At 62.1% G+C, this 16,787-nt stretch carries 18 protein-coding genes; 10 read left to right on the plus strand and 8 right to left on the minus strand.

What is annotated here, in order from left to right; translation table 11 throughout:
- Position 1: 1 nt before the first annotated feature.
- The 5 genes from H0O21_RS08315 to cbbX are packed head-to-tail and all read left to right on the plus strand — an operon-like array spanning position 2 to position 5,692.
- Complete coding sequence (locus H0O21_RS08315) at positions 2-1,846, plus strand: NAD(P)H-quinone oxidoreductase subunit F (protein ID WP_185189339.1); 1,845 nt, start codon at positions 2-4, stop codon at positions 1,844-1,846.
- A 10-nt stretch (positions 1,847-1,856) separates the two neighbouring features.
- Positions 1,857-3,362: an NADH-quinone oxidoreductase subunit M gene (locus H0O21_RS08320; RefSeq protein ID WP_185189340.1), complete on the plus strand. Its 1,506-nt coding sequence runs from the start codon at positions 1,857-1,859 to the stop codon at positions 3,360-3,362.
- The gene (locus tag H0O21_RS08325; RefSeq protein WP_185189341.1) at positions 3,362-4,483 is read left to right on the plus strand and encodes a CO2 hydration protein; all 1,122 of its coding nucleotides are present in this window, start codon (positions 3,362-3,364) and stop codon (positions 4,481-4,483) included. The genes H0O21_RS08320 and H0O21_RS08325 overlap by 1 nt, the downstream gene beginning before the upstream one ends.
- 14 nt (positions 4,484-4,497) lie before the next feature.
- On the plus strand, positions 4,498-4,794 hold the full coding sequence (locus H0O21_RS08330) for a 4a-hydroxytetrahydrobiopterin dehydratase (protein WP_255440949.1): 297 nt from the start codon (positions 4,498-4,500) through the stop codon (positions 4,792-4,794).
- Positions 4,778-5,692 carry a CbbX protein gene (gene cbbX / locus H0O21_RS08335; RefSeq protein ID WP_185189342.1) on the plus strand — a complete coding sequence of 305 codons (915 nt, stop codon included), beginning with the start codon at positions 4,778-4,780 and terminating at the stop codon, positions 5,690-5,692. Before H0O21_RS08330 ends, cbbX begins: the two co-directional genes overlap by 17 nt.
- A 10-nt stretch (positions 5,693-5,702) precedes the next feature.
- Here cbbX and H0O21_RS08340 read toward each other — a convergent pair whose 3' ends face one another.
- The 3 genes from H0O21_RS08340 to H0O21_RS08350 all read right to left on the minus strand — a co-directional run bounded on the left by H0O21_RS08340 (position 5,703) and on the right by H0O21_RS08350 (position 7,005).
- Entirely contained in the window at positions 5,703-5,927 is a 225-nt protein-coding gene (locus H0O21_RS08340; protein ID WP_131454427.1) for a DUF3136 domain-containing protein, read from the minus strand.
- Positions 5,928-5,998: 71 nt separating this feature from the next.
- Positions 5,999-6,508, minus strand: coding sequence for a hypothetical protein (locus H0O21_RS08345; protein ID WP_185189343.1), 510 nt, complete (start codon positions 6,506-6,508; stop codon positions 5,999-6,001).
- Positions 6,509-6,603: 95 nt separating this feature from the next.
- Entirely contained in the window at positions 6,604-7,005 is a 402-nt protein-coding gene (locus H0O21_RS08350; RefSeq protein ID WP_185189344.1) for a RidA family protein, read from the minus strand.
- A 43-nt stretch (positions 7,006-7,048) separates the two neighbouring features.
- Here H0O21_RS08350 and H0O21_RS08355 point away from each other — a divergent pair, with 43 nt between their 5' ends.
- Positions 7,049-8,137 (plus strand): ABC transporter ATP-binding protein, encoded by a 1,089-nt coding sequence (locus tag H0O21_RS08355; RefSeq protein ID WP_255440950.1) that lies wholly within the window; start codon positions 7,049-7,051, stop codon positions 8,135-8,137.
- A gap of 25 nt (positions 8,138-8,162) precedes the next feature.
- Here H0O21_RS08355 and gloB read toward each other — a convergent pair whose 3' ends face one another.
- Entirely contained in the window at positions 8,163-8,921 is a 759-nt protein-coding gene (gloB, locus tag H0O21_RS08360) for a hydroxyacylglutathione hydrolase (protein ID WP_185189346.1), read from the minus strand.
- Between the two features lie 29 nt (positions 8,922-8,950).
- Between gloB and hisG the strand changes: the two genes are divergently transcribed.
- Both hisG and H0O21_RS08370 read left to right on the plus strand, forming a co-directional pair.
- Complete coding sequence (gene hisG / locus H0O21_RS08365) at positions 8,951-9,601, plus strand: ATP phosphoribosyltransferase (protein ID WP_131454423.1); 651 nt, start codon at positions 8,951-8,953, stop codon at positions 9,599-9,601.
- Positions 9,601-11,421, plus strand: a complete 1,821-nt coding sequence (locus H0O21_RS08370) for an ABC transporter ATP-binding protein (RefSeq protein WP_185189347.1) — start codon at positions 9,601-9,603, stop codon at positions 11,419-11,421. Before hisG ends, H0O21_RS08370 begins: the two co-directional genes overlap by 1 nt.
- Here the strand turns inward: H0O21_RS08370 and H0O21_RS08375 are convergent.
- Positions 11,373-12,155 (minus strand): alpha/beta fold hydrolase, encoded by a 783-nt coding sequence (locus H0O21_RS08375; RefSeq protein WP_185189348.1) that lies wholly within the window; start codon positions 12,153-12,155, stop codon positions 11,373-11,375. The two genes, H0O21_RS08370 and H0O21_RS08375, sit on opposite strands and share 49 nt — an antisense overlap.
- A gap of 59 nt (positions 12,156-12,214) precedes the next feature.
- On the opposite strand from H0O21_RS08375, the gene H0O21_RS08380 reads away from it, so the two are divergent.
- Positions 12,215-12,736 carry a GNAT family N-acetyltransferase gene (locus H0O21_RS08380; RefSeq protein WP_255440951.1) on the plus strand — a complete coding sequence of 174 codons (522 nt, stop codon included), beginning with the start codon at positions 12,215-12,217 and terminating at the stop codon, positions 12,734-12,736.
- Here the strand turns inward: H0O21_RS08380 and H0O21_RS08385 are convergent.
- From H0O21_RS08385 to H0O21_RS08395, 3 genes are read right to left on the minus strand one after another with little or no spacing between them, the layout of a single operon-like run.
- Positions 12,706-13,470 (minus strand): TIGR04283 family arsenosugar biosynthesis glycosyltransferase, encoded by a 765-nt coding sequence (locus H0O21_RS08385; RefSeq protein ID WP_185189350.1) that lies wholly within the window; start codon positions 13,468-13,470, stop codon positions 12,706-12,708. The genes H0O21_RS08380 and H0O21_RS08385 overlap by 31 nt on opposite strands.
- Positions 13,467-14,126: a TIGR04282 family arsenosugar biosynthesis glycosyltransferase gene (locus H0O21_RS08390; protein ID WP_185189351.1), complete on the minus strand. Its 660-nt coding sequence runs from the start codon at positions 14,124-14,126 to the stop codon at positions 13,467-13,469. Before H0O21_RS08390 ends, H0O21_RS08385 begins: the two co-directional genes overlap by 4 nt.
- The gene (locus H0O21_RS08395; RefSeq protein ID WP_185189352.1) at positions 14,123-15,277 is read right to left on the minus strand and encodes a trypsin-like peptidase domain-containing protein; all 1,155 of its coding nucleotides are present in this window, start codon (positions 15,275-15,277) and stop codon (positions 14,123-14,125) included. Before H0O21_RS08395 ends, H0O21_RS08390 begins: the two co-directional genes overlap by 4 nt.
- A 90-nt stretch (positions 15,278-15,367) precedes the next feature.
- Between H0O21_RS08395 and dnaA the strand changes: the two genes are divergently transcribed.
- On the plus strand, positions 15,368-16,783 hold the full coding sequence (dnaA, locus tag H0O21_RS08400) for a chromosomal replication initiator protein DnaA (RefSeq protein WP_185189353.1): 1,416 nt from the start codon (positions 15,368-15,370) through the stop codon (positions 16,781-16,783).
- The last annotated feature ends 4 nt before the right edge of the window (positions 16,784-16,787 follow it).

Here is a 16,787-nt window from a genome sequence, read left to right on the forward strand (position 1 = left end):
TTTGAGCACGTTTTCCACCCTGACCATTGAGACCGCCTGGCTGATCCCCCTCTATGGATTGGCAGGAACCCTCGTGGCCCTTCCATGGGCCGCTGGCTGGTTTCGCAGGGATGCGCATCGCCCCCCCGCTTACCTCAACATCCTTCTCACCCTGATTGCCTTTGTGCATGGGAGTTGGGTGTTGCGTGAGGTGATGCTCAATGGGCCTGTGTCTCTTGAGTTTCCCTGGCTGGCTTTTGCAGACCTGCAGCTCAACATCAGCTTCAGCCTGTCGCTGACCAACCTGGCGGCTCTTGAACTGATCACGGGTCTCAGCCTTCTGGCTCAGTTCTATTCACTCGGTTATCTCGATAAGGAGTGGGCCCTTGCCCGTTTCTTCGCTCTCCTCGGCTTTTTCGAGGGTGCGATGTCTGGAGTCGTGCTCAGTGACTCCCTGTTTCAGAGCTATTTCCTGCTGGAGATGCTCACCCTGTCCACCTACCTGCTGGTGGGGTTCTGGTACGCCCAGCCGCTGGTGATCACCGCTGCCAGGGATGCCTTTCTCACCAAGCGCGTCGGCGATGTCCTCCTGCTGATGGGGGTGGTGTCTCTGGCTGCCTGGTCTGGAGTCATGGGCTTTCAGGATCTTTACGCCTGGTCAGCAACGCAACCCATGACCCCCATTGCCGCGACCCTGCTGGGTTTAGGTCTGATTGCTGGCCCGGTCGGAAAGTGCGCCCAGTTCCCCATGCACCTCTGGCTGGATGAAGCGATGGAGGGTCCGAACCCAGCTTCGATTTTGCGCAATTCCGTCGTTGTCACCTGCGGCGCCATCGTTCTCCTCAAGGTGATGCCCCTGCTGCAGCAGGCTCCCGTCACCCTGGTGGTCCTTCAGGTGATTGGAATCATCAGTGCCCTTGGCGGCTCGCTGGTTTCGATTGCCCAGGTGGATATCAAACGGAATCTCTCCTATTCCACAACGGCGTATCTGGGCCTCGTCTTTATCGCCATTGCGTTGCAGGTGCCCGTCCTTGCACTCCTGCTGCTCTTTGCCCACGCCGTTTCCAAAGCTCTGCTGTCCATGAGCGTGGGTGGCGTGATCGCAGCCACCAATTGCCAGGACATCACCGAACTCGGGGGGCTCGGTTCCCGTATGCCGGCAACCTCCGGATCCTTTCTGATCGGTTCGCTGGGTCTTGTTGGTTGTCTCCCGTTTGGGGGCTTCCTCTGCCTGGCCCAGTCTGTGGAGTTGATTGGCGCTCGTGAACCTGCCCTGGTTGTCGTGTTTCTCGTGACCAATGCGCTGACGGCCCTCAACCTCACCCGCGTCTACCGCCAGGTGTTCCTGGGCCAGTCCCTGGCCAAGACCAGGAGAGCCGCGGAGATCAATTGGCAAATGGCCCTGCCGATGGTGGCGCTGTCTGTGATCGTTCTGATCACCCCGTTGTTGCTGATTCGCCTGGAGTCTCTGGATGGGCTGCTCGCTTTCCCCGTCTGGGCGGCCGCGCTTGTGGTTGGCAGTGGCCTGGTGGGACTTCTCATCGGAGCCTTGATCCCTCTGAATAAAGCCTGGTCCCGTTCCCTGAATCCCATTCTTCGCTGGTTCCAGGATCTCCTCGCTTTTGACTTCTATACCGAGCGCTTCTACCGCCTCACGATCGTGAATGTGGTAGCTGCCTTTTCAAAACTGGCTGATCGCTTTGATCGCACGGTGGTCGATGGTGTGCTCCATTTCCTGGCTCGTTTCTCCCTTCAAAGCGCCGATGGTCTCAAATTGAGCATCAGCGGTCAGAGCCAGAGCTACGTGCTCACGGTGGTGGCGGCGATTGTGCTGCTGCTGTTCAGCCTCAGCTGGCTTCTGAACTGAGGTGAACGCCATGCTCTTGACCGTTCTTCTGCTGATCCCCTTTGGCGGGGCCCTCCTGATCTCTTGCCTGCCTGCCGGTACCCAGTCCGGTGGCATCAGGCGCGTGTCTCTGATGGTGTTGGCGATTCAGTGCCTGGCAGGGCTTCCGTTGCTCTGGGCCTTCGATTCCGCTCAGCAAGGTTTTCAGCTGGTTGAACGCATGCCATGGCTGCCCAGTCTTGGGCTCGACTACTCCCTCGCCGTCGATGGCCTTTCACTGCCGTTAGTGCTGATGAACGGAGTGCTCTGCCTGGTGGCAGCGTTTGCGTCCCGCAGCATTGAGAATCGGCCACGCATCTACTTCTCTCTCCTGCTGATCATCAGCGGTGCGGTGAATGGTGCCTTCCTGGCTCAGAACCTGTTGCTCTTCTTCCTGTTCTACGAATTGGAGCTCATTCCCCTCTGGCTGCTGATTGCGGTCTGGGGTGGCGCCAATCGCGCCTATGCCTCCACGAAATTTCTGATCGTCACCGCCGTTTCAGGGATTTTGATTCTGGCGGCATTCCTGGGAATGGCTGTCTTGACCGGCAGCGTTGATTTCGGCCTCCATCCTGTCCTCAGCTCCCAGATGGGGATTGTCAGCCAGTTGGTGCTGATGGGTGCTCTGCTGATCGGCTTCGGAATCAAGATTCCACTTTTTCCTTTCCATACTTGGCTGCCGGATGCTCACACCGAAGCCTCGACGCCGGTGTCCGTGCTTCTGGCAGGGGTCCTGCTCAAGCTGGGCACCTATGGTCTTCTGCGTTTCTGTCTTGGACTCTTCCCTGAGGCCTGGGCTGTCGCTGCTCCGTGGCTAGCCACCTGGGCGGCGGTGTCTGTGCTCTATGGATCCTTGGCCGCAATTGCCCAGACCGATATGAAGCGAATGGTGGCCTACAGCTCCGTGGGGCATATGGGCTATGTGCTGCTGGCGGCGGCAGCAGCCACCCCTGTTGCCCTGGAGGGCGCCCTTTTCCAGATGGTCAGCCATGGTTTGATTTCGGCGATTCTTTTCCTTGTCGTGGGTGTGGTTTATTCGCGCACTGGCACCAGGGATCTGAATGTGTTGCGGGGCCTTCTCAACCCTCAGCGTGGCCTTCCATTGAGTGGCTCTTTGATGATCATCGGCGTCATGGCTAGTGCTGGCATTCCGGGGATGGCCGGCTTCATTGCCGAATTCCTGATTTTCCGAGGCAGTCTTGAGAGCTTCACCACAGCCACCCTGCTCAGCATGGTGGGCTCGGGTCTCACAGCGGTTTACTTCCTGCTGCTTGTCAATCGTGCCTTTTTTGGACGCTTGGCAATCACCGCTGGTGACGATGTCAACCCCCGGGTGCTTGAACCGGTTCCTTTTCAGGATCAAATGCCGGCCATCCTTCTCAGTTTTGGGGTCCTGATTCTCGGTTTGGCCCCTGATCTTCTGGTCGGTCTGAGCGAGGCGGCGACGACCGGCCTCAGTCAGCTCGCTCTCACCACCCTGCCCGGAGGCCTCTCCTGATGCCCCACACCACGCCCCCGCTGCCCGATCACGAGGAGCTGGTCTCTCGCCTGCTCGCGGACGTTCCCTTGCTCGCTGACACTCCTGACCATCTTCTCCAGGTCGTGAATGTGCTCGAGAGTTACGGCCTCGTGCTGGATGCTTACAGCCGCAACCTGGTGTATCAGGGGCAGACCCAGCTGCTCAATCCCTTCCCGACCCTTCGTTTTTTCCACGAGGGTTTCAGCCTCCAGCGCCTCTGGAGCCATTGGATCGGTGATCGGATCAACTTCGAATACGCCGAGTACTGCCAGAAGGCGATGTTTTGGCATGGCACCGGAGGGCTGGATGCCTACCTCGACAGTGATCCCTTCCAGACGGTTTGTGATCGGATCATTCGCCTCAAAGCCCGTCGCGATCCGCTGTTGGCGCTGGTGAATGGACTGTTTCCGGGTTTCGCACCCGAGGCGATTCGCTCACTCACCACCATCTATGCCCTTGGGCTGTTCTGGCGTGTGATGAGCGATATGTTTGTTGACCTTGCCCGTCGCTATCGCATCGGTGAGGTGGCTTGCGTCAACGATGTGGTCCATCACATCCGTGATGGTCTGGTGGCTGCCGCCGCCAATCCGATCACCTACGAGGTGCAGGTCGGTGGTGAGACCATTTGGATCCTCCCGCCTGAAGCTGGCCTTACCTTCCTGGTGGATGTGGCTGTCCCTTATGTGGAGGCGGTGTTCTTCCGCGGGATGCCTTTCCTGGGAACCGTGTCGTACAACGCCCAGGCTCAGCAGATCTCTCCGGATCAAAGCAGCTTCCGCTACGGAGCGCTCTATGCCGACCCGCTTCCAAGCATGGGGGCGGGGATCCCTCCGAGCCTTTGCATGCAAGACATGTATCGCCACCTTCCCGATGAGCTCAGCCGCTGGTACGACAGCCATGGCCGAGGGCAGGCTGATGTTCATGTGCAGATCTGTATCAGCTTCCAGAAGTCGATGTTCTGTGTCACCAACGCGGCGATTGCTGGCACCATGCCCCATCCTCTCAATGTCCAGGATCCCGAGTCACAGGCGGCCAACCATGCCTATGCGTCTGCCTGGGCTGAGCGATTGATGGGGACTCGCAGGGATGCTCTGCTCTAAGTTCAGCGAAGCGTGTGCGTGTCGTTGTGCAGGATCAATCAGGGCGGCATCAATCAGGGCGGCATCAGTGGGAAGAGCGCAATCGTCCGGTCCGGCTTGAGCGCCGCGTTGAATTCGAGACCTACGGCGCCACCCGTGATTTTTTAGATCGTCTTGGCGCTTTCAGTGAAGAACAGCAACGCTTTCCGGATATCAGTTTTGGCCGCACTTACGTGAATCTCACCTTGCGGCCTCTCGATCTCGAGGAGGGAGCTCCTTTGCAGGCTGAGGATCATGCCTTTGCGGCAGCGGTCGATGGACTCATCGATTGACCTTGCGGCCAGCTTCGCCGATTCAGGCGTTGCTGAGGTATTAGCGCAGCTTGATCGCGATCTTGTTGGCTTGCGTCCTGTTAAGACGCGCATTCGTGAGATTGCAGCATTGCTTTTAGTGGATCGTGCTCGGGAGACCCTGGATCTGCCCAGCTCTGCACCCTCCCTGCACATGTCCTTCACGGGGCGTCCGGGAACTGGGAAAACGACAGTTGCGATCCGGATCTCCCAAATCCTTCATCGTCTCGGCTATTTGCGAAAAGGCCATGTGGTCACTGTGACCCGTGATGATCTTGTTGGTCAATATGTAGGCCATACCGCACCTAAAACCCGTGAAATGATCAAGCGCGCCCAGGGCGGTGTTCTGTTTGTTGATGAGGCTTACTATCTTTATAAGCCAGGCAATGAGCGGGATTACGGGGCTGAAGCGATCGAAATTCTTCTTCAGGATATGGAGAAGCAGCGCTCAGAGTTTGTTGTGATTTTTGCCGGTTATAAAGATCGCATGCAGGAGTTCTATCAGTCCAACCCCGGTCTCTCCTCCCGAGTCGCTCATCACATTGATTTTCCCGACTATAGCGATTCGGAGCTGATGGAGATTGCCCTTCTATTGCTGCATCAGCAGAACTACAGCTTCACTGATTCGGCTCAGCAAGCCTTTGCCGACTACATCGCACGCCGCCGGCTTCTGCCCTTCTTTGCTAATGCACGCTCAATCCGCAACGCTCTTGATCGTTTGCGACTCCGGCAGGCGAATCGGCTGTTTTCAAGAATGGCCGAACCGCTCAATCGTGAGGATCTGATTACGATTGAAGCCAGCGATGTATTGGCGAGCAGGGTGTTTCAGGGGGAAGTCGAAGGAGAGGATCCTGCTCGTCCGCTCACTCCCGGCCCCTAAGTCGTTGGCCTCAGTGCTTCGGTTGCTCAAGATCGCGGCGGATCAGGGCCAGTAAGTAAGACGGTGCCTTGTAGCGGGTGGGAAGGCAGCGGTTGAGGGTTTCCAGATGGCCCCAGCAAACGGTTTTCTGGATGTCTTGGGTGCTGCGACCTTCCTTCAGCAAGCGGCGCAGGGCCTTGCAGTAGAGGGGGTAGCCCGCCTCCAGTTCTCCGATGGTCAGCTTGGCCTGGGCCATGGGATCGCGCAGCGCAACTCCAACCTATGCAACCGGCTGCCCCTCAGTCGATCGTTGGCGGCTGGCCCGCGTCAGCTGTTCGGACCCAGTCCGGCCAGGTGGAGCACCAGTTGGCTGTTGTGGTCCCGGGCGAGTTGTTCGACCTCCTGGATCGGCCCCTGCAGCCAGCGCGCGACCTGAAGCATGGCGCTCAGGTCAAGGGCGTGATTCACCCTGTTTTCCAGGCCGCTAAGACGACTGAGCGTGCCCTGCTCCACTCCGAGGGATTGGAGCCAGTCCCGCAGTGGCGCACTGAGCTGGTGGTGGCAGGCCTCCAGCCAGAGATTCCAGTCGTCGTCATGGTGATTCGGAATCTGCAGGCTGATCTGGATGCTTTCGCTGGGATCCAGCAGGGTGGTGGTGACCCGTTGCGGCGTGCTGCCGGAGTAGAGCAGCTGCCAGCCCTGGCCGATCAGGGTGCGGGCGGCTTGATCACGGAGATCCAGGCTGAGCAGTAAAGCAGTTGAGTCTGGGTCAGGGAGTTCAGCTTCAACTGGCCCGCCGCTGCTCACCCATGGGGTGGTTTGGGAAAATGATGGCATTACCGCGGTTCAAAAGCTGAACTCTGACTAAAAGGCAAGGCAAGGAGGCCGCGGTGAGCTGGATGACACCGTTACCGAATCCGCACCGGCGGTGGTCACCCCATCCAGGCCACGCAATCGATTTCCACCCGGGCACCCTTGGGAAGTGCTGCCACCTGCACGCAGGCCCTGGCTGGACTGACTCCGGCACCGAAGACCTCCGCGTAGAGGGCATTCACTTTTTGGAAATCGTTCAGATCCACCAGGAACACCGTGGTCCGCACCACCCGGGAGGCATCGGCTCCTGCGGCCTTGAGGACTGCAAGCAGGTTGCTGAGCACCTGACGGGTTTCCGCCTCCACATCGCCCGCTCCCACCATGGCGCCTGTGGCCGGATCGAGGGGGATCTGGCCGGAGCAGTAGAGCCATCCCCCCGCAAGGACAGCCTGGTTGTAGGGACCGACTGGAGCCGGTGCGGCGTCCGTGGTGATCGCCTCAGGATGGATGGGGGAGGTCATGGTGGAGTCGCACAATGGACAGGCATCATCACCCTCGAGGGTTATGGCGGGTCGCGAATCAGAGGTCGCGCCGGTTGCGGTGTCGGGCCTCTGGCACCGCTACCCGGGGCGAGAGCGGGACTGGACGCTTCAGGGGATCGATCTGCACCTGCAGCCAGGTGAGCTCGTGGGATTGCTGGGTCCGTCCGGCTGTGGCAAGACCACGCTGCTGCGCCTGATTGCAGGTTTCGAGCAGCCCTCGCGTGGTGAGGTGCACCTGCAGGGTGAGCTGGCGGCAGATGGCCAACGCTCACTGCCCCCCGAGCGTCGCGGGGTGGGCATGGTGTTTCAGGACTACGCTCTGTTTCCCCATCTCAATGCTTGGGAGAACACCTGTTTTGGACTGCGCCGGGGACAGGACACCAGTCGGGCTTCGTGGTTGCTTGAGTTGCTTGGGCTGGAGCGGCTGACCGGCCGCTATCCCCATGAATTATCTGGAGGCCAGCGCCAGCGCTTGGCCCTGGCGAGGGCTCTGGCCCCGGCTCCTGCGGTGGTGTTGCTGGATGAACCCTTCTCCAACCTCGATGTGGAGGTCAGGCTTCGCTTGCGCAGTGAACTGCCAGCGGTGCTCAGTCGCTGTGGCACCTCGGGCATTCTGGTCACCCATGACCCTGGCGAAGCGCTAGCGATTTGCGACCGGGTTGCCGTGATGCAGGACGGTCTGCTGCATCAATGCGCGTCTCCTCGCACTCTGGTGGAGTCGCCGGCCACCCCGTTTGTCGGTCGTTTTGTTTTGCAGGGCAATCTTCTGCCTGTACAAACCGATGGCAGCGGCCATCTGCACTGTTCGCTCGGCCGATTCCGGATGCCTTCCGGCCTTGGGGAGCGGGATCTGGCAGAGGCCTCCGTGTTGGTGGATCCCGCGGCAATCACCCTGGTCCCAGATCCCACCGCTGAGGCCTGCGTCATGGGTCGAGAGTTCCTAGGTCGTGAATGGCTTTACAGGGTCGAGGCGGGAGCCCGTCAGTTGCGCCTGCGCCTGCCGCTCCAGAGCGATTACCAGCGGGGGACCCGTTGTCGACTCGCCCTGCGCCCCGGAGAAACCGTGCTGCTCTATCCGCAGCGTTTAGTTCTAGAAGCGCTTGGTCAATAACTGAGCTGCGCCCTGAGCCGGGCCCTCAGCCACGCCACTGATCCTTGTGCCGGCGCAGTGCCCCCAGCTCCTCCGCATCGTTGGCGCGCATCATCAGGTTGGTTTCCCGTTCGATTCCGATCGTGCTCGGCAGGCTGCAACTGCCCCTGGCCCTGAGGGCCCCGACCTCCTGCCAGCGCTTGTGGATTGCCGGTGCATCCGGCCGCAGGGCTGCCGCCCAGCGCAGATTCGCTTCGGTGTATTCATGGGCGCAATGGACGCCCGTCTGCAGTGGGAGCTGGCTGAAGCGTTGCAACGCCTCGTGCATCTGCGCCGCACTGCCTTCGAACAGGCGACCACACCCCCCGCTGAAGAGCGTGTCTCCGCAGAACAGGGCCGGAGGCCTCGTCCCCTGAGCCGAGAGCAGAAACGCCACATGGGCCCTGGTATGGGCCGGAACCTCCAGCACCTCCAGTTCCCCATCCAGCAGGGTGAGCCGGTCCCCCTCCCGCACCGAGACGGTTTGAAAGGGGATGCGTTCCAGGTCGGCCAGAGCGGCGATCACCGCCGCATCGGGCCAGCGGAGCAGGAGTTCGGGGGTGCCGCCGATGTGATCCGCATGGTGATGGGTCTGCAGCACGGCTTCGAGCCGCAGTTCGCGCTCCTCAAGCCAGTCGATCACCGGTGAGGCCACCGCCGGGTCGACCACGACCGCAGCATCTCCCGCCACCCAGATCCACACGATGTTGTCCTGCAGGACGGGCAGGGGGTGAATGCCGTCATGGGTCGTGCCGGAAGGTGGCATCGTTAAAGTCCAGGTCGACGCATCACTCCATGATCACCGTCGCCCTGGCAAAGGGAGCACTGCTGAAAGATTCGGTGGCTCGTTTTGCTGCAGCCGGTCTCGATTTTCAGGCGGTTCTCGATCCTGATAACCGCCAGTTGATGGTCCCTTCCGCCTGTGGTCGGGCCAGGGCCTTGCTGGTGCGCAACGGTGATGTGCCGGTCTACGTGGCCTATGGACAGGCCCAGCTGGGTGTGGTCGGTTACGACGTGCTGCGCGAGCACCAGATGCCAGTGGCCCAGTTGGTGGATCTCGGTTTCGGCGGCTGTCGGATGTCCGTGGCTGTGAAGGCCAGCAGCGGCTACCAGCGCGCAGCGGATCTTCCCCCCCACTGCCGGGTGGCGAGCAAGTTCACCCAGTGCGCCCGCACCTATTTCGACGCTCTCGATCTGCCTGTCGAACTTGTGCATCTCACCGGTTCGGTCGAGCTCGGACCAATTACCGGAATCGCAGAGGCGATTGTGGATCTGGTCGCCACCGGCCGCACCCTGCGGGACAACGGACTTGTGGCGATCGAGGATCTTTTCTTTTCCACGGCCCGTCTCGTGGGGCATCCCCTTTCACTCCGCCTGGATCGTGGAGATCTGCGCGGAATTGTTGATGCCATGCGTGCCTGCACACCCCAGCCGGCGGCCAGTTGATGGCCACATCGGACTTTCAGCGGGTCAGGCGCCTGGGGCGCTATCTCGGTCGCGACCGGCGCCGGTTGCTGCTCACGCTGGTTCTGCTGGTGCCCGTCGCTCTTGCTGGTGCGATCCAGCCGTTGCTGGTCGGCCAGGCGATTGCTGTGCTTCGGCGTGTTGGGGGTGCTTCCAGGGAGTCGGTGCTGCCCCTGCTTCAGGCCATGGAGACCCCAGCGGCGATGCGCTTACTGGTGGGCACGCTGCTGGTGTCGGTGTTCCTGCGCCTTGGTCTGCAGGGGCTGCAGTCCTTCAACATCCAGGCCGTAGGGCAGCGGCTCACGTCCCGGATTCGCGAGGATCTGTTCTCCCATGCCATGCAGCTGTCACTTCGCTTCCATGACCGGATGCCTGTCGGCAAGCTGCTGACGCGCCTCACCAGCGATGTGGATGCCCTCGCTGAAGTGTTCGGTAGCGGGGCTGTCGGTGTTCTTGGTGATTTGGTCAGCCTGCTGGTGATCGCGATCACGATGTTGTTGGTGGAGTGGCGCCTGGGCTTGCTCCTGCTGGTGGCTCAGGTCCCGGTGACGCTGATGATCCTTTGGCTGCAACGTCGCTATCGAAAGGCGAACTACCGCGTGCGTGAAGAGCTCTCCCAGCTCAACGCCGATTTCCAGGAAAACCTCCAGGGATTGGAGGTGGTGCAGATGTTCCGTCGCGAAGCGGTGAATGCAGCTCGCTTCGAACGCACCGGCCACGCGTACCGGCGGGCTGTCAACGGCACGATCTTTTACGACAGCAGCATCTCCGCCTTTATCGAGTGGGTGGCCCTCGGAGCCGTTGCCGTTGTGCTGGCCCTGGGCGGCTGGATGGTGAGCGGTGGGGCCATGGGCCTTGGAACCCTCACCACATTCATCCTCTATTCCCAGCGATTGTTTGACCCCCTGCGCCAGCTGGCTGAGCGTTTCACCCAGATCCAGGGGGGGCTCACCGCTGTCGAGCGGATCGGCGAGTTGCTCGAGGAGCCTCTGGAGATCGTTGACCGCAGCAGCGAGATGAAGCCCAGGCCCGTCGGCCCCTCGCTTGTGGCCGTTCCAGCCAACAGGGGCGAGGTGGTGTTCGAGAACGTGTCGTTTGCCTATCGGCCCGATGAGCCGATTCTGCACAACCTGAGCTTCCGCATCGCCCCTGGTGAACATGTGGCCCTGGTGGGTCCAACCGGTTCGGGTAAGAGCACCGTCATCCGTCTCCTCTGCCGTCTTTATGAGCCCCAAGAGGGGCGGATCCTTCTCGACGGAGAGGACATCCGCGATCTGCCTGTGCCTGAGTTGCGTCGTCAGCTGGGGGTCGTGCTTCAGGACACCTTCCTGTTCAGCGGCAGCGTGGCGGACAATTTGCGTCTCGATGTTCCGCTCGATGATCGGCGTCTCGGCGAAATCTGCCGGGATCTCGGTCTCGCCCCTTTGCTGGAGCGTCTGCCTGAGGGGCTGGCTTCGGAGCTTCGAGAGCGTGGTGGCAACCTCTCCTCTGGAGAACGCCAGTTGCTCGCTGTGGCGAGGGTGGCGATTCGCAATCCCACGGTGTTGGTGATGGATGAGGCGACAGCCTTCATGGATCCCTCCACGGAAGCAACGCTGCAACGGGATCTCGATCGCCTTCTGGAACGACGCACTGCCGTGGTGATTGCCCATCGTCTGGCAACGGTGGAGGCGGCGGATCGCATTCTTGTGTTGCGACGGGGGCAGTTGATCGAGCAGGGCACCCACCGCGAGTTGCGGGCCCTTGGAGGCCTCTACGCCGAACTGGCTGAATTGCAGGAGCGTGGTCTGGCCAGGCTTTGAAGCCATCCCCTGAGTGCCGAGGCCAGGGCCTCAGGGTGGCTTTGCATCGGCAGATGGCCGCAGTCGGGGAGGCTGACCAAGGCGTGCTGAGGGCTATAGCCAGCCAGATGACGCACATAACCGGGCTCCATCACCCGGTCCTGGCTGCCGCTGATCCAGAGGTTCTCCACCTCAAGTCTGGACACCAGCTCCGTTATGGCCCTGATCGATCCGCGGCAGGTGCTGTTCACCAGCAAGCCGAGCGCTGCCCGCCGCTCTGCCTGGAACGGTCCGAGGGGAAGGGGCAAGGCTGGGCGCATCAGGACCACCAGCCGCCCCCCCTGCCTCAGGCGCTGAAAAGGCCTCGGTTGGTAGATGCCGCCTCCGGCCGCGATCAGCACCAGGGCCTTAAGGCTGTCAGGTGCCTGCTGCTGAAGATGGTCTGCCGCATGGAGAACCACGCTGGCCCCAAGCGAATGGCCCATCAACACCAGAGGTCGGCCATCTGCCCGTCGTAAGGCCTGCACGGCGAGCCAGCGGCCATAGGCGGGAAGGGTTGGCGCCAGATCCCTGGGACGCTTGAGGTCTCCGAAACCTGGCAGGTCCGGGCACCACAGGGGGATCGATGCAGGAGCAACGCTGCCCCCCTGATCTGCATTCCCCTCCCCAGCGGCCCAGGCCTTCTGGAAGGGCTCCCAGACCCGGCTGCTCAGCAGCCAGCCATGGATGCCGATGAGAAGGGGAGCGGAGGTCATCAGACGGCGCAACGGCCTCCATGCTGACCGCAGACAGGGGCGGTGCGTCAGGATCATGCATGAATCGCACCGCCTGGGTGATCAGCACCCCTTTGCTCTCTCCTCAGTCGATGGTGGAGGCCTATGGAGAAGGCGCGCGACTCTGCAGCTCGCCCAATCCCCAGGTGAGCCTGGTCTTCAGTAGCTCCAGACCCCTTGATTTGGTGGAGCTCGAGCGTTTACTGGAGGCTGTGGGCTGGAGCCGCCGCCCGGTGCGGCGAGTGCGCCGGGCTCTCGAGCACAGCCTGATCACGGTCGGACTCTGGCGGCATGACCCGAGGGTGCCGCGCCTGGTGGGTTTCGCGCGTTGCACAGGAGACGGGGTCTTGGAGGCCACGATCTGGGATGTGGCCATCCATCCGCTTTATCAGGGGGCGGGGCTCGGCCGGCAACTGATGGATTACCTGATCGATCTGCTGAGGGAGATGGGCACTGAGCGGGTCACTCTCTTTGCCGACCCCGGGGTGCTGCCCTTCTACGAACGCCTCGGTTGGGAGCTTGAGCCCAATGGTCATCGCTGCGGTTTTTGGTACGCCAGCTGAAGGAGAGGAGGTGGGCTCCCGTCATAGGCCGCGGCCAGGCTCTGGGCTGATTCCCCCTGTCGCCACCGTTGGCGCAGCCGGGCGTTTCTCCAGCTTCGCCCGAGCACTCCATCCCGCTCCCATCGACGTCCATCGGTCTGGATGCAGCAGCTGAGAGGCCGTAACGCCGCTCGCTGGCCGACCCGCTGCACCAGATCAAGATCCTCCATCAGAGGAAGGTCTTCAAAACCTCCGCTCGCGTCATAGAGGTGGCGATGGATTAGCAATCCTTGGTCTCCATAGGGGGTTTGAACCACTCGGCTGCGCAGGTTCACCAAGCGCTCCAGTCCCCGGCGAGCGGCTGTCGAGGGCTCGATGGTCAAGGGGAAGTACCAGGCATTGGTGGCGGCATCGGCGGCCCGCATCGCGTCTGCGACCGCCTCTGGCCATTGCCGGGGCAGCCGGCTGTCGGCATGGAGAAACAGAAGCCAGCTGTTGCCGGCCTGCCTCGCTCCGGTCGCCAGTTGGCGCCCCCTGCAGGCCGGAACGCTAGGCAGCACCCTTGCCCCAGCCAGTTCTGCCACCTCCGCACTGCGATCACCGCTGCCTCCATCCACCACCAGCAGCTCTGGGATGGGCGTGTAGCGCTGTAGATCGGCCAGGAGCAGCGGCAGGCGCGCGGCTTCGTTGAGGCATGGAATCACCACACTCAGCGCAGGCAGGGCGGCCTCCCGGTTGTTGCGCTCCGCCCTCATGCCAATGGTCCTGCCAGCCAAGGCCTCAGGTCCTGGAGGCGATCGAGGTCGTTGTGGCACTGCAGACAATGGGGACGGAGGCCCTGAGCCTCCGCACGCTGCAGCGTGTGGCTGAGCACCTGATCGCTGCCCCAGCTGATCCCAGTGAAGGGCCAGGTGACCGTGGGGCGGAGCAAGCATGACTGGAGTCCCATCAGCCAGTAGCCCCCATCAGCAGCCGGGCCCAGCACGAGCGGATGTTGCCTGAGAGCCGCGATCGCGGCCCGTAGATCCTGGCGTGTCAGCTCAGGAAGATCGGTACCGATCAGCAGCACCGGGGCGCCTGGATGACGTTGGCTGGCCTTGAGGACCTGCCGTCGCATGCGTTCCCCCAATCCCCCTTGGCCCTGCAGGCTGAACTCCCCTGGGCGATGGCCTAGCCAGCGACGGGCGGCACCCGGCCCGCAGCCGGAAAGGGCAATGCGCAGATGCAGGTGTCCGCTGGCTCTCAGCCCCTCCACCACCGCAAGGGTGTGGCGGGTGAGGCCGCGCTGAACCAGGGCTGCCCTTTCGGACCCGAGGCCGGCTGCCAGACGCCGCTTGCAGCGTCCGGCAGCCGGCCATCGCGTCATCATCACCAACACTGGCAGGGGGGATTGCCCTGCTGCTGCCTTCATTCCCCCCTGGGCAGTTCCGCCGGACGCACCGAGAGCTCCAGCTTTTTGCCGTCTCGCTCCACGATCAGGGGCATTGCTTGTCCGACGCGGCCGCGATCGACGGCAAGCTGCACCTGAGAGGGATCCTTCACCTGGGTGCCGTTCACGCGGCGGATCAGATCGCAGGGGCGGATGCCACCGCGGGCGGCGGGGCTGCCTTCCACGACCTCGATCACCAGAACGGCATTGACCTCAGGCACTTTGCAGGTCTTGCTGGTGGCGTTGATTTCGCGAGCCAGCTGGGGTGTGAGACTTTGCAGCCTCACGCCGATGAACGGGTGCGAGGCCTGGCCGGTGCTGATGATCTGCTGGGCGATCCGCTTGGCGAGATTGATCGGAATCGCAAAGCTGAGGCCAGCGCCGGGCGCTTGGCGGATCGCGGTGTTGATGCCGATCACCTGACCGGAGGCGTTGATCAGAGGCCCGCCGCTGTTGCCTGGATTCACGGCGGCATCGGTCTGGATGTAAGGCACCCGCTGGCCGGCACCCACGGCGTTCGTCCGCTCCACCGCGCTGATGATCCCAGCTGTGACGGTGTTGTTGAGTCCGAGCGGATTGCCGATCGCGATCGCCCATTCGCCTGGCTTCAGGTCGTCGGAATTGCCTAGGGGGGCTACGGGCAGTTTCTCCGCGACCACCTTCACCACGGCTACATCGGTGAGGGGATCACCTCCCAGCACCTTGCCGCTGTAGCTGCGGCCATCGGGAAGTGTCACCGACACCTGGTCCGCTCCCTCCACCACATGGGCGTTGGTGAAGATCAGACCATCGGACCGGGTGATGAAGCCTGACCCCTGACCGGCCTGCTGCTGGATGGATGGTCCAGCCCCGAACAGATTGCCGAGGGGGTTGCTGACCCGCTTCAGGGTGTCGATTCGCACCACGGCCGGACCCACCCGCTCGACGGCGGAGACGATCACATTGCGACCTGGTTGAAGGGGCGCGGAGCTGGGGCCGTCACTCACGGATGGAGCGGGGCCTTCGGCAGGCTTGGGCTCTAGGCCGAGCCGCTGGCGCCAGGAGGGATTGCAGCCAGCAAGACCGACTCCAAGCATGCTGATGCCAAGCCAGAGGAGAAGGCGCTGCCTGGAGGTGGGCGCGGCGCTGGCCATGGGATTGCGTGTGAGTTGCTCAGGGTCTCATTAAAGACGGACTGGCCGGCAGAAGGTGCGTAGATTCGGCACCGATGGGATCGGATACGCGTGGTGCTGACCGGCAGCGAGCTGTGGAACAAGGTGCAGCACGCGCTCCAGAGCAACCTGAGCAAGCCCACCTTCGAAACCTGGATCCGACCAGCCCTCTGCACGGGCTTCGCCAATGGGGAGCTCACCCTGCAGGCCCCGAACAGCTTCGCCAGCAATTGGCTCCGTAAGAACTACGTCGCCACGATCGAGGAGGTTGCGACAGGCCTCCATGGGGCCAAGGTGACCGTGAGGGTTCTGGCCCGCGAGGACGAGCCTGCCGCCACCACGCTGTCAGCTGCCTCGTCTGGCGTCAGCGCCGGGAATGCCCAGTCATCGTCGGGAACGGCACCAGCGACACCCCCGACTGAGGGGGCGACGAGCCGCTCATCGCAACCACGACGTTTGCCGGGGTTGAACATGCGTTACGTGTTCAACAGGTTTGTGGTCGGCCCCAACAGCCGCATGGCCCATGCGGCGGCGCTGGCGGTCGCTGAGTCGCCAGGACGGGAGTTCAATCCGTTGTTCATCTGCGGTGGTGTGGGTTTGGGGAAAACCCACCTGATGCAGGCGATCGGTCACTACCGCCTGGAGATTGATCCTGAAGCGCGGGTCTCCTATGTCTCGACGGAAACCTTTACGAACGATCTGATTCAGGCGATCCGTAAGGACGGCATGCAGGCCTTTCGCGATCGCTATCGAGCTGCTGACTTGATTCTGGTCGATGACATTCAGTTCATCGAAGGGAAGGAATACACCCAGGAGGAGTTTTTCCACACCTTCAATGCGCTCCATGAGGCTGGGCGGCAGATTGTGATCGCCAGTGATCGCCCCCCCAGTCAGATCCCTCGTCTTCAGGAGCGCCTGATCTCCCGATTCTCGATGGGGCTGATCGCTGATATCCAAGCTCCAGACCTGGAGACGCGCATGGCGATTCTTCAGAAGAAGGCGGAGCAGGAGCGGGTTTCACTGCCAAGGGATCTCATCCAATACATCTCAGGCCGTTTCACGTCCAACATCCGTGAGCTGGAGGGGGCCCTGACCCGCGCCGTGGCCTTCGCTTCGATCACGGGTCTACCGATGACGGTGGAGTCGGTTGCGCCGATGCTCGACCCGAGTGGTCAGGGTGTTGAGGTCACACCCCAGCAGGTGATCGACAAGGTGTCGGAAGTGTTTGATGTGTCAGCCGAGGACATGTGCAGCAGCAGCCGACGCCGCGCAGTCAGTCAGGCCCGTCAGGTGGGCATGTTTCTGATGCGTCAGGGCACCGCCCTCAGCCTTCCACGTATTGGTGAGACCTTCGGGGGGAAGGACCACACCACGGTGATGTATGCGATCGAGCAGGTGGAAAAGAAGCTGGCCTCAGACCCCCAGCTCGCCAGCCAGGTGCAGAAGGTCAGGGACCTGCTGCAGATCGATTCCAGGCGCCGCCGCTGAATCG

It is taken from the genome of Synechococcus sp. HK01-R (assembly GCF_014217855.1).
In the GTDB taxonomy this organism is placed as follows: domain Bacteria; phylum Cyanobacteriota; class Cyanobacteriia; order PCC-6307; family Cyanobiaceae; genus Synechococcus_C.

Excerpts from the sequence above, each read along its gene's own strand:
- H0O21_RS08375 (WP_185189348.1), bottom strand. The coding sequence starts at position 12,155 with ATGACCTCCGCTCCCCTTCTCATCGGCATCCATGGCTGGCTGCTGAGC.
- H0O21_RS08385 (WP_185189350.1), bottom strand. The coding sequence starts at position 13,470 with ATGAGGGCGGAGCGCAACAACCGGGAGGCCGCCCTGCCTGCGCTGAGT.
- H0O21_RS08320 (WP_185189340.1), top strand. The coding sequence starts at position 1,857 with ATGCTCTTGACCGTTCTTCTGCTGATCCCCTTTGGCGGGGCCCTCCTG.
- H0O21_RS08340 (WP_131454427.1), bottom strand. The coding sequence starts at position 5,927 with ATGGCCCAGGCCAAGCTGACCATCGGAGAACTGGAGGCGGGCTACCCC.
- hisG (WP_131454423.1), top strand. The coding sequence starts at position 8,951 with ATGATCACCGTCGCCCTGGCAAAGGGAGCACTGCTGAAAGATTCGGTG.
- H0O21_RS08325 (WP_185189341.1), top strand. The coding sequence starts at position 3,362 with ATGCCCCACACCACGCCCCCGCTGCCCGATCACGAGGAGCTGGTCTCT.
- H0O21_RS08370 (WP_185189347.1), top strand. The coding sequence starts at position 9,601 with ATGGCCACATCGGACTTTCAGCGGGTCAGGCGCCTGGGGCGCTATCTC.
- H0O21_RS08350 (WP_185189344.1), bottom strand. The coding sequence starts at position 7,005 with ATGACCTCCCCCATCCATCCTGAGGCGATCACCACGGACGCCGCACCG.
- H0O21_RS08395 (WP_185189352.1), bottom strand. The coding sequence starts at position 15,277 with ATGGCCAGCGCCGCGCCCACCTCCAGGCAGCGCCTTCTCCTCTGGCTT.
- gloB (WP_185189346.1), bottom strand. The coding sequence starts at position 8,921 with ATGCCACCTTCCGGCACGACCCATGACGGCATTCACCCCCTGCCCGTC.
- H0O21_RS08355 (WP_255440950.1), top strand. The coding sequence starts at position 7,049 with ATGGCGGGTCGCGAATCAGAGGTCGCGCCGGTTGCGGTGTCGGGCCTC.
- H0O21_RS08380 (WP_255440951.1), top strand. The coding sequence starts at position 12,215 with ATGAATCGCACCGCCTGGGTGATCAGCACCCCTTTGCTCTCTCCTCAG.
- cbbX (WP_185189342.1), top strand. The coding sequence starts at position 4,778 with ATGGACTCATCGATTGACCTTGCGGCCAGCTTCGCCGATTCAGGCGTT.
- H0O21_RS08390 (WP_185189351.1), bottom strand. The coding sequence starts at position 14,126 with ATGAAGGCAGCAGCAGGGCAATCCCCCCTGCCAGTGTTGGTGATGATG.
- H0O21_RS08345 (WP_185189343.1), bottom strand. The coding sequence starts at position 6,508 with ATGCCATCATTTTCCCAAACCACCCCATGGGTGAGCAGCGGCGGGCCA.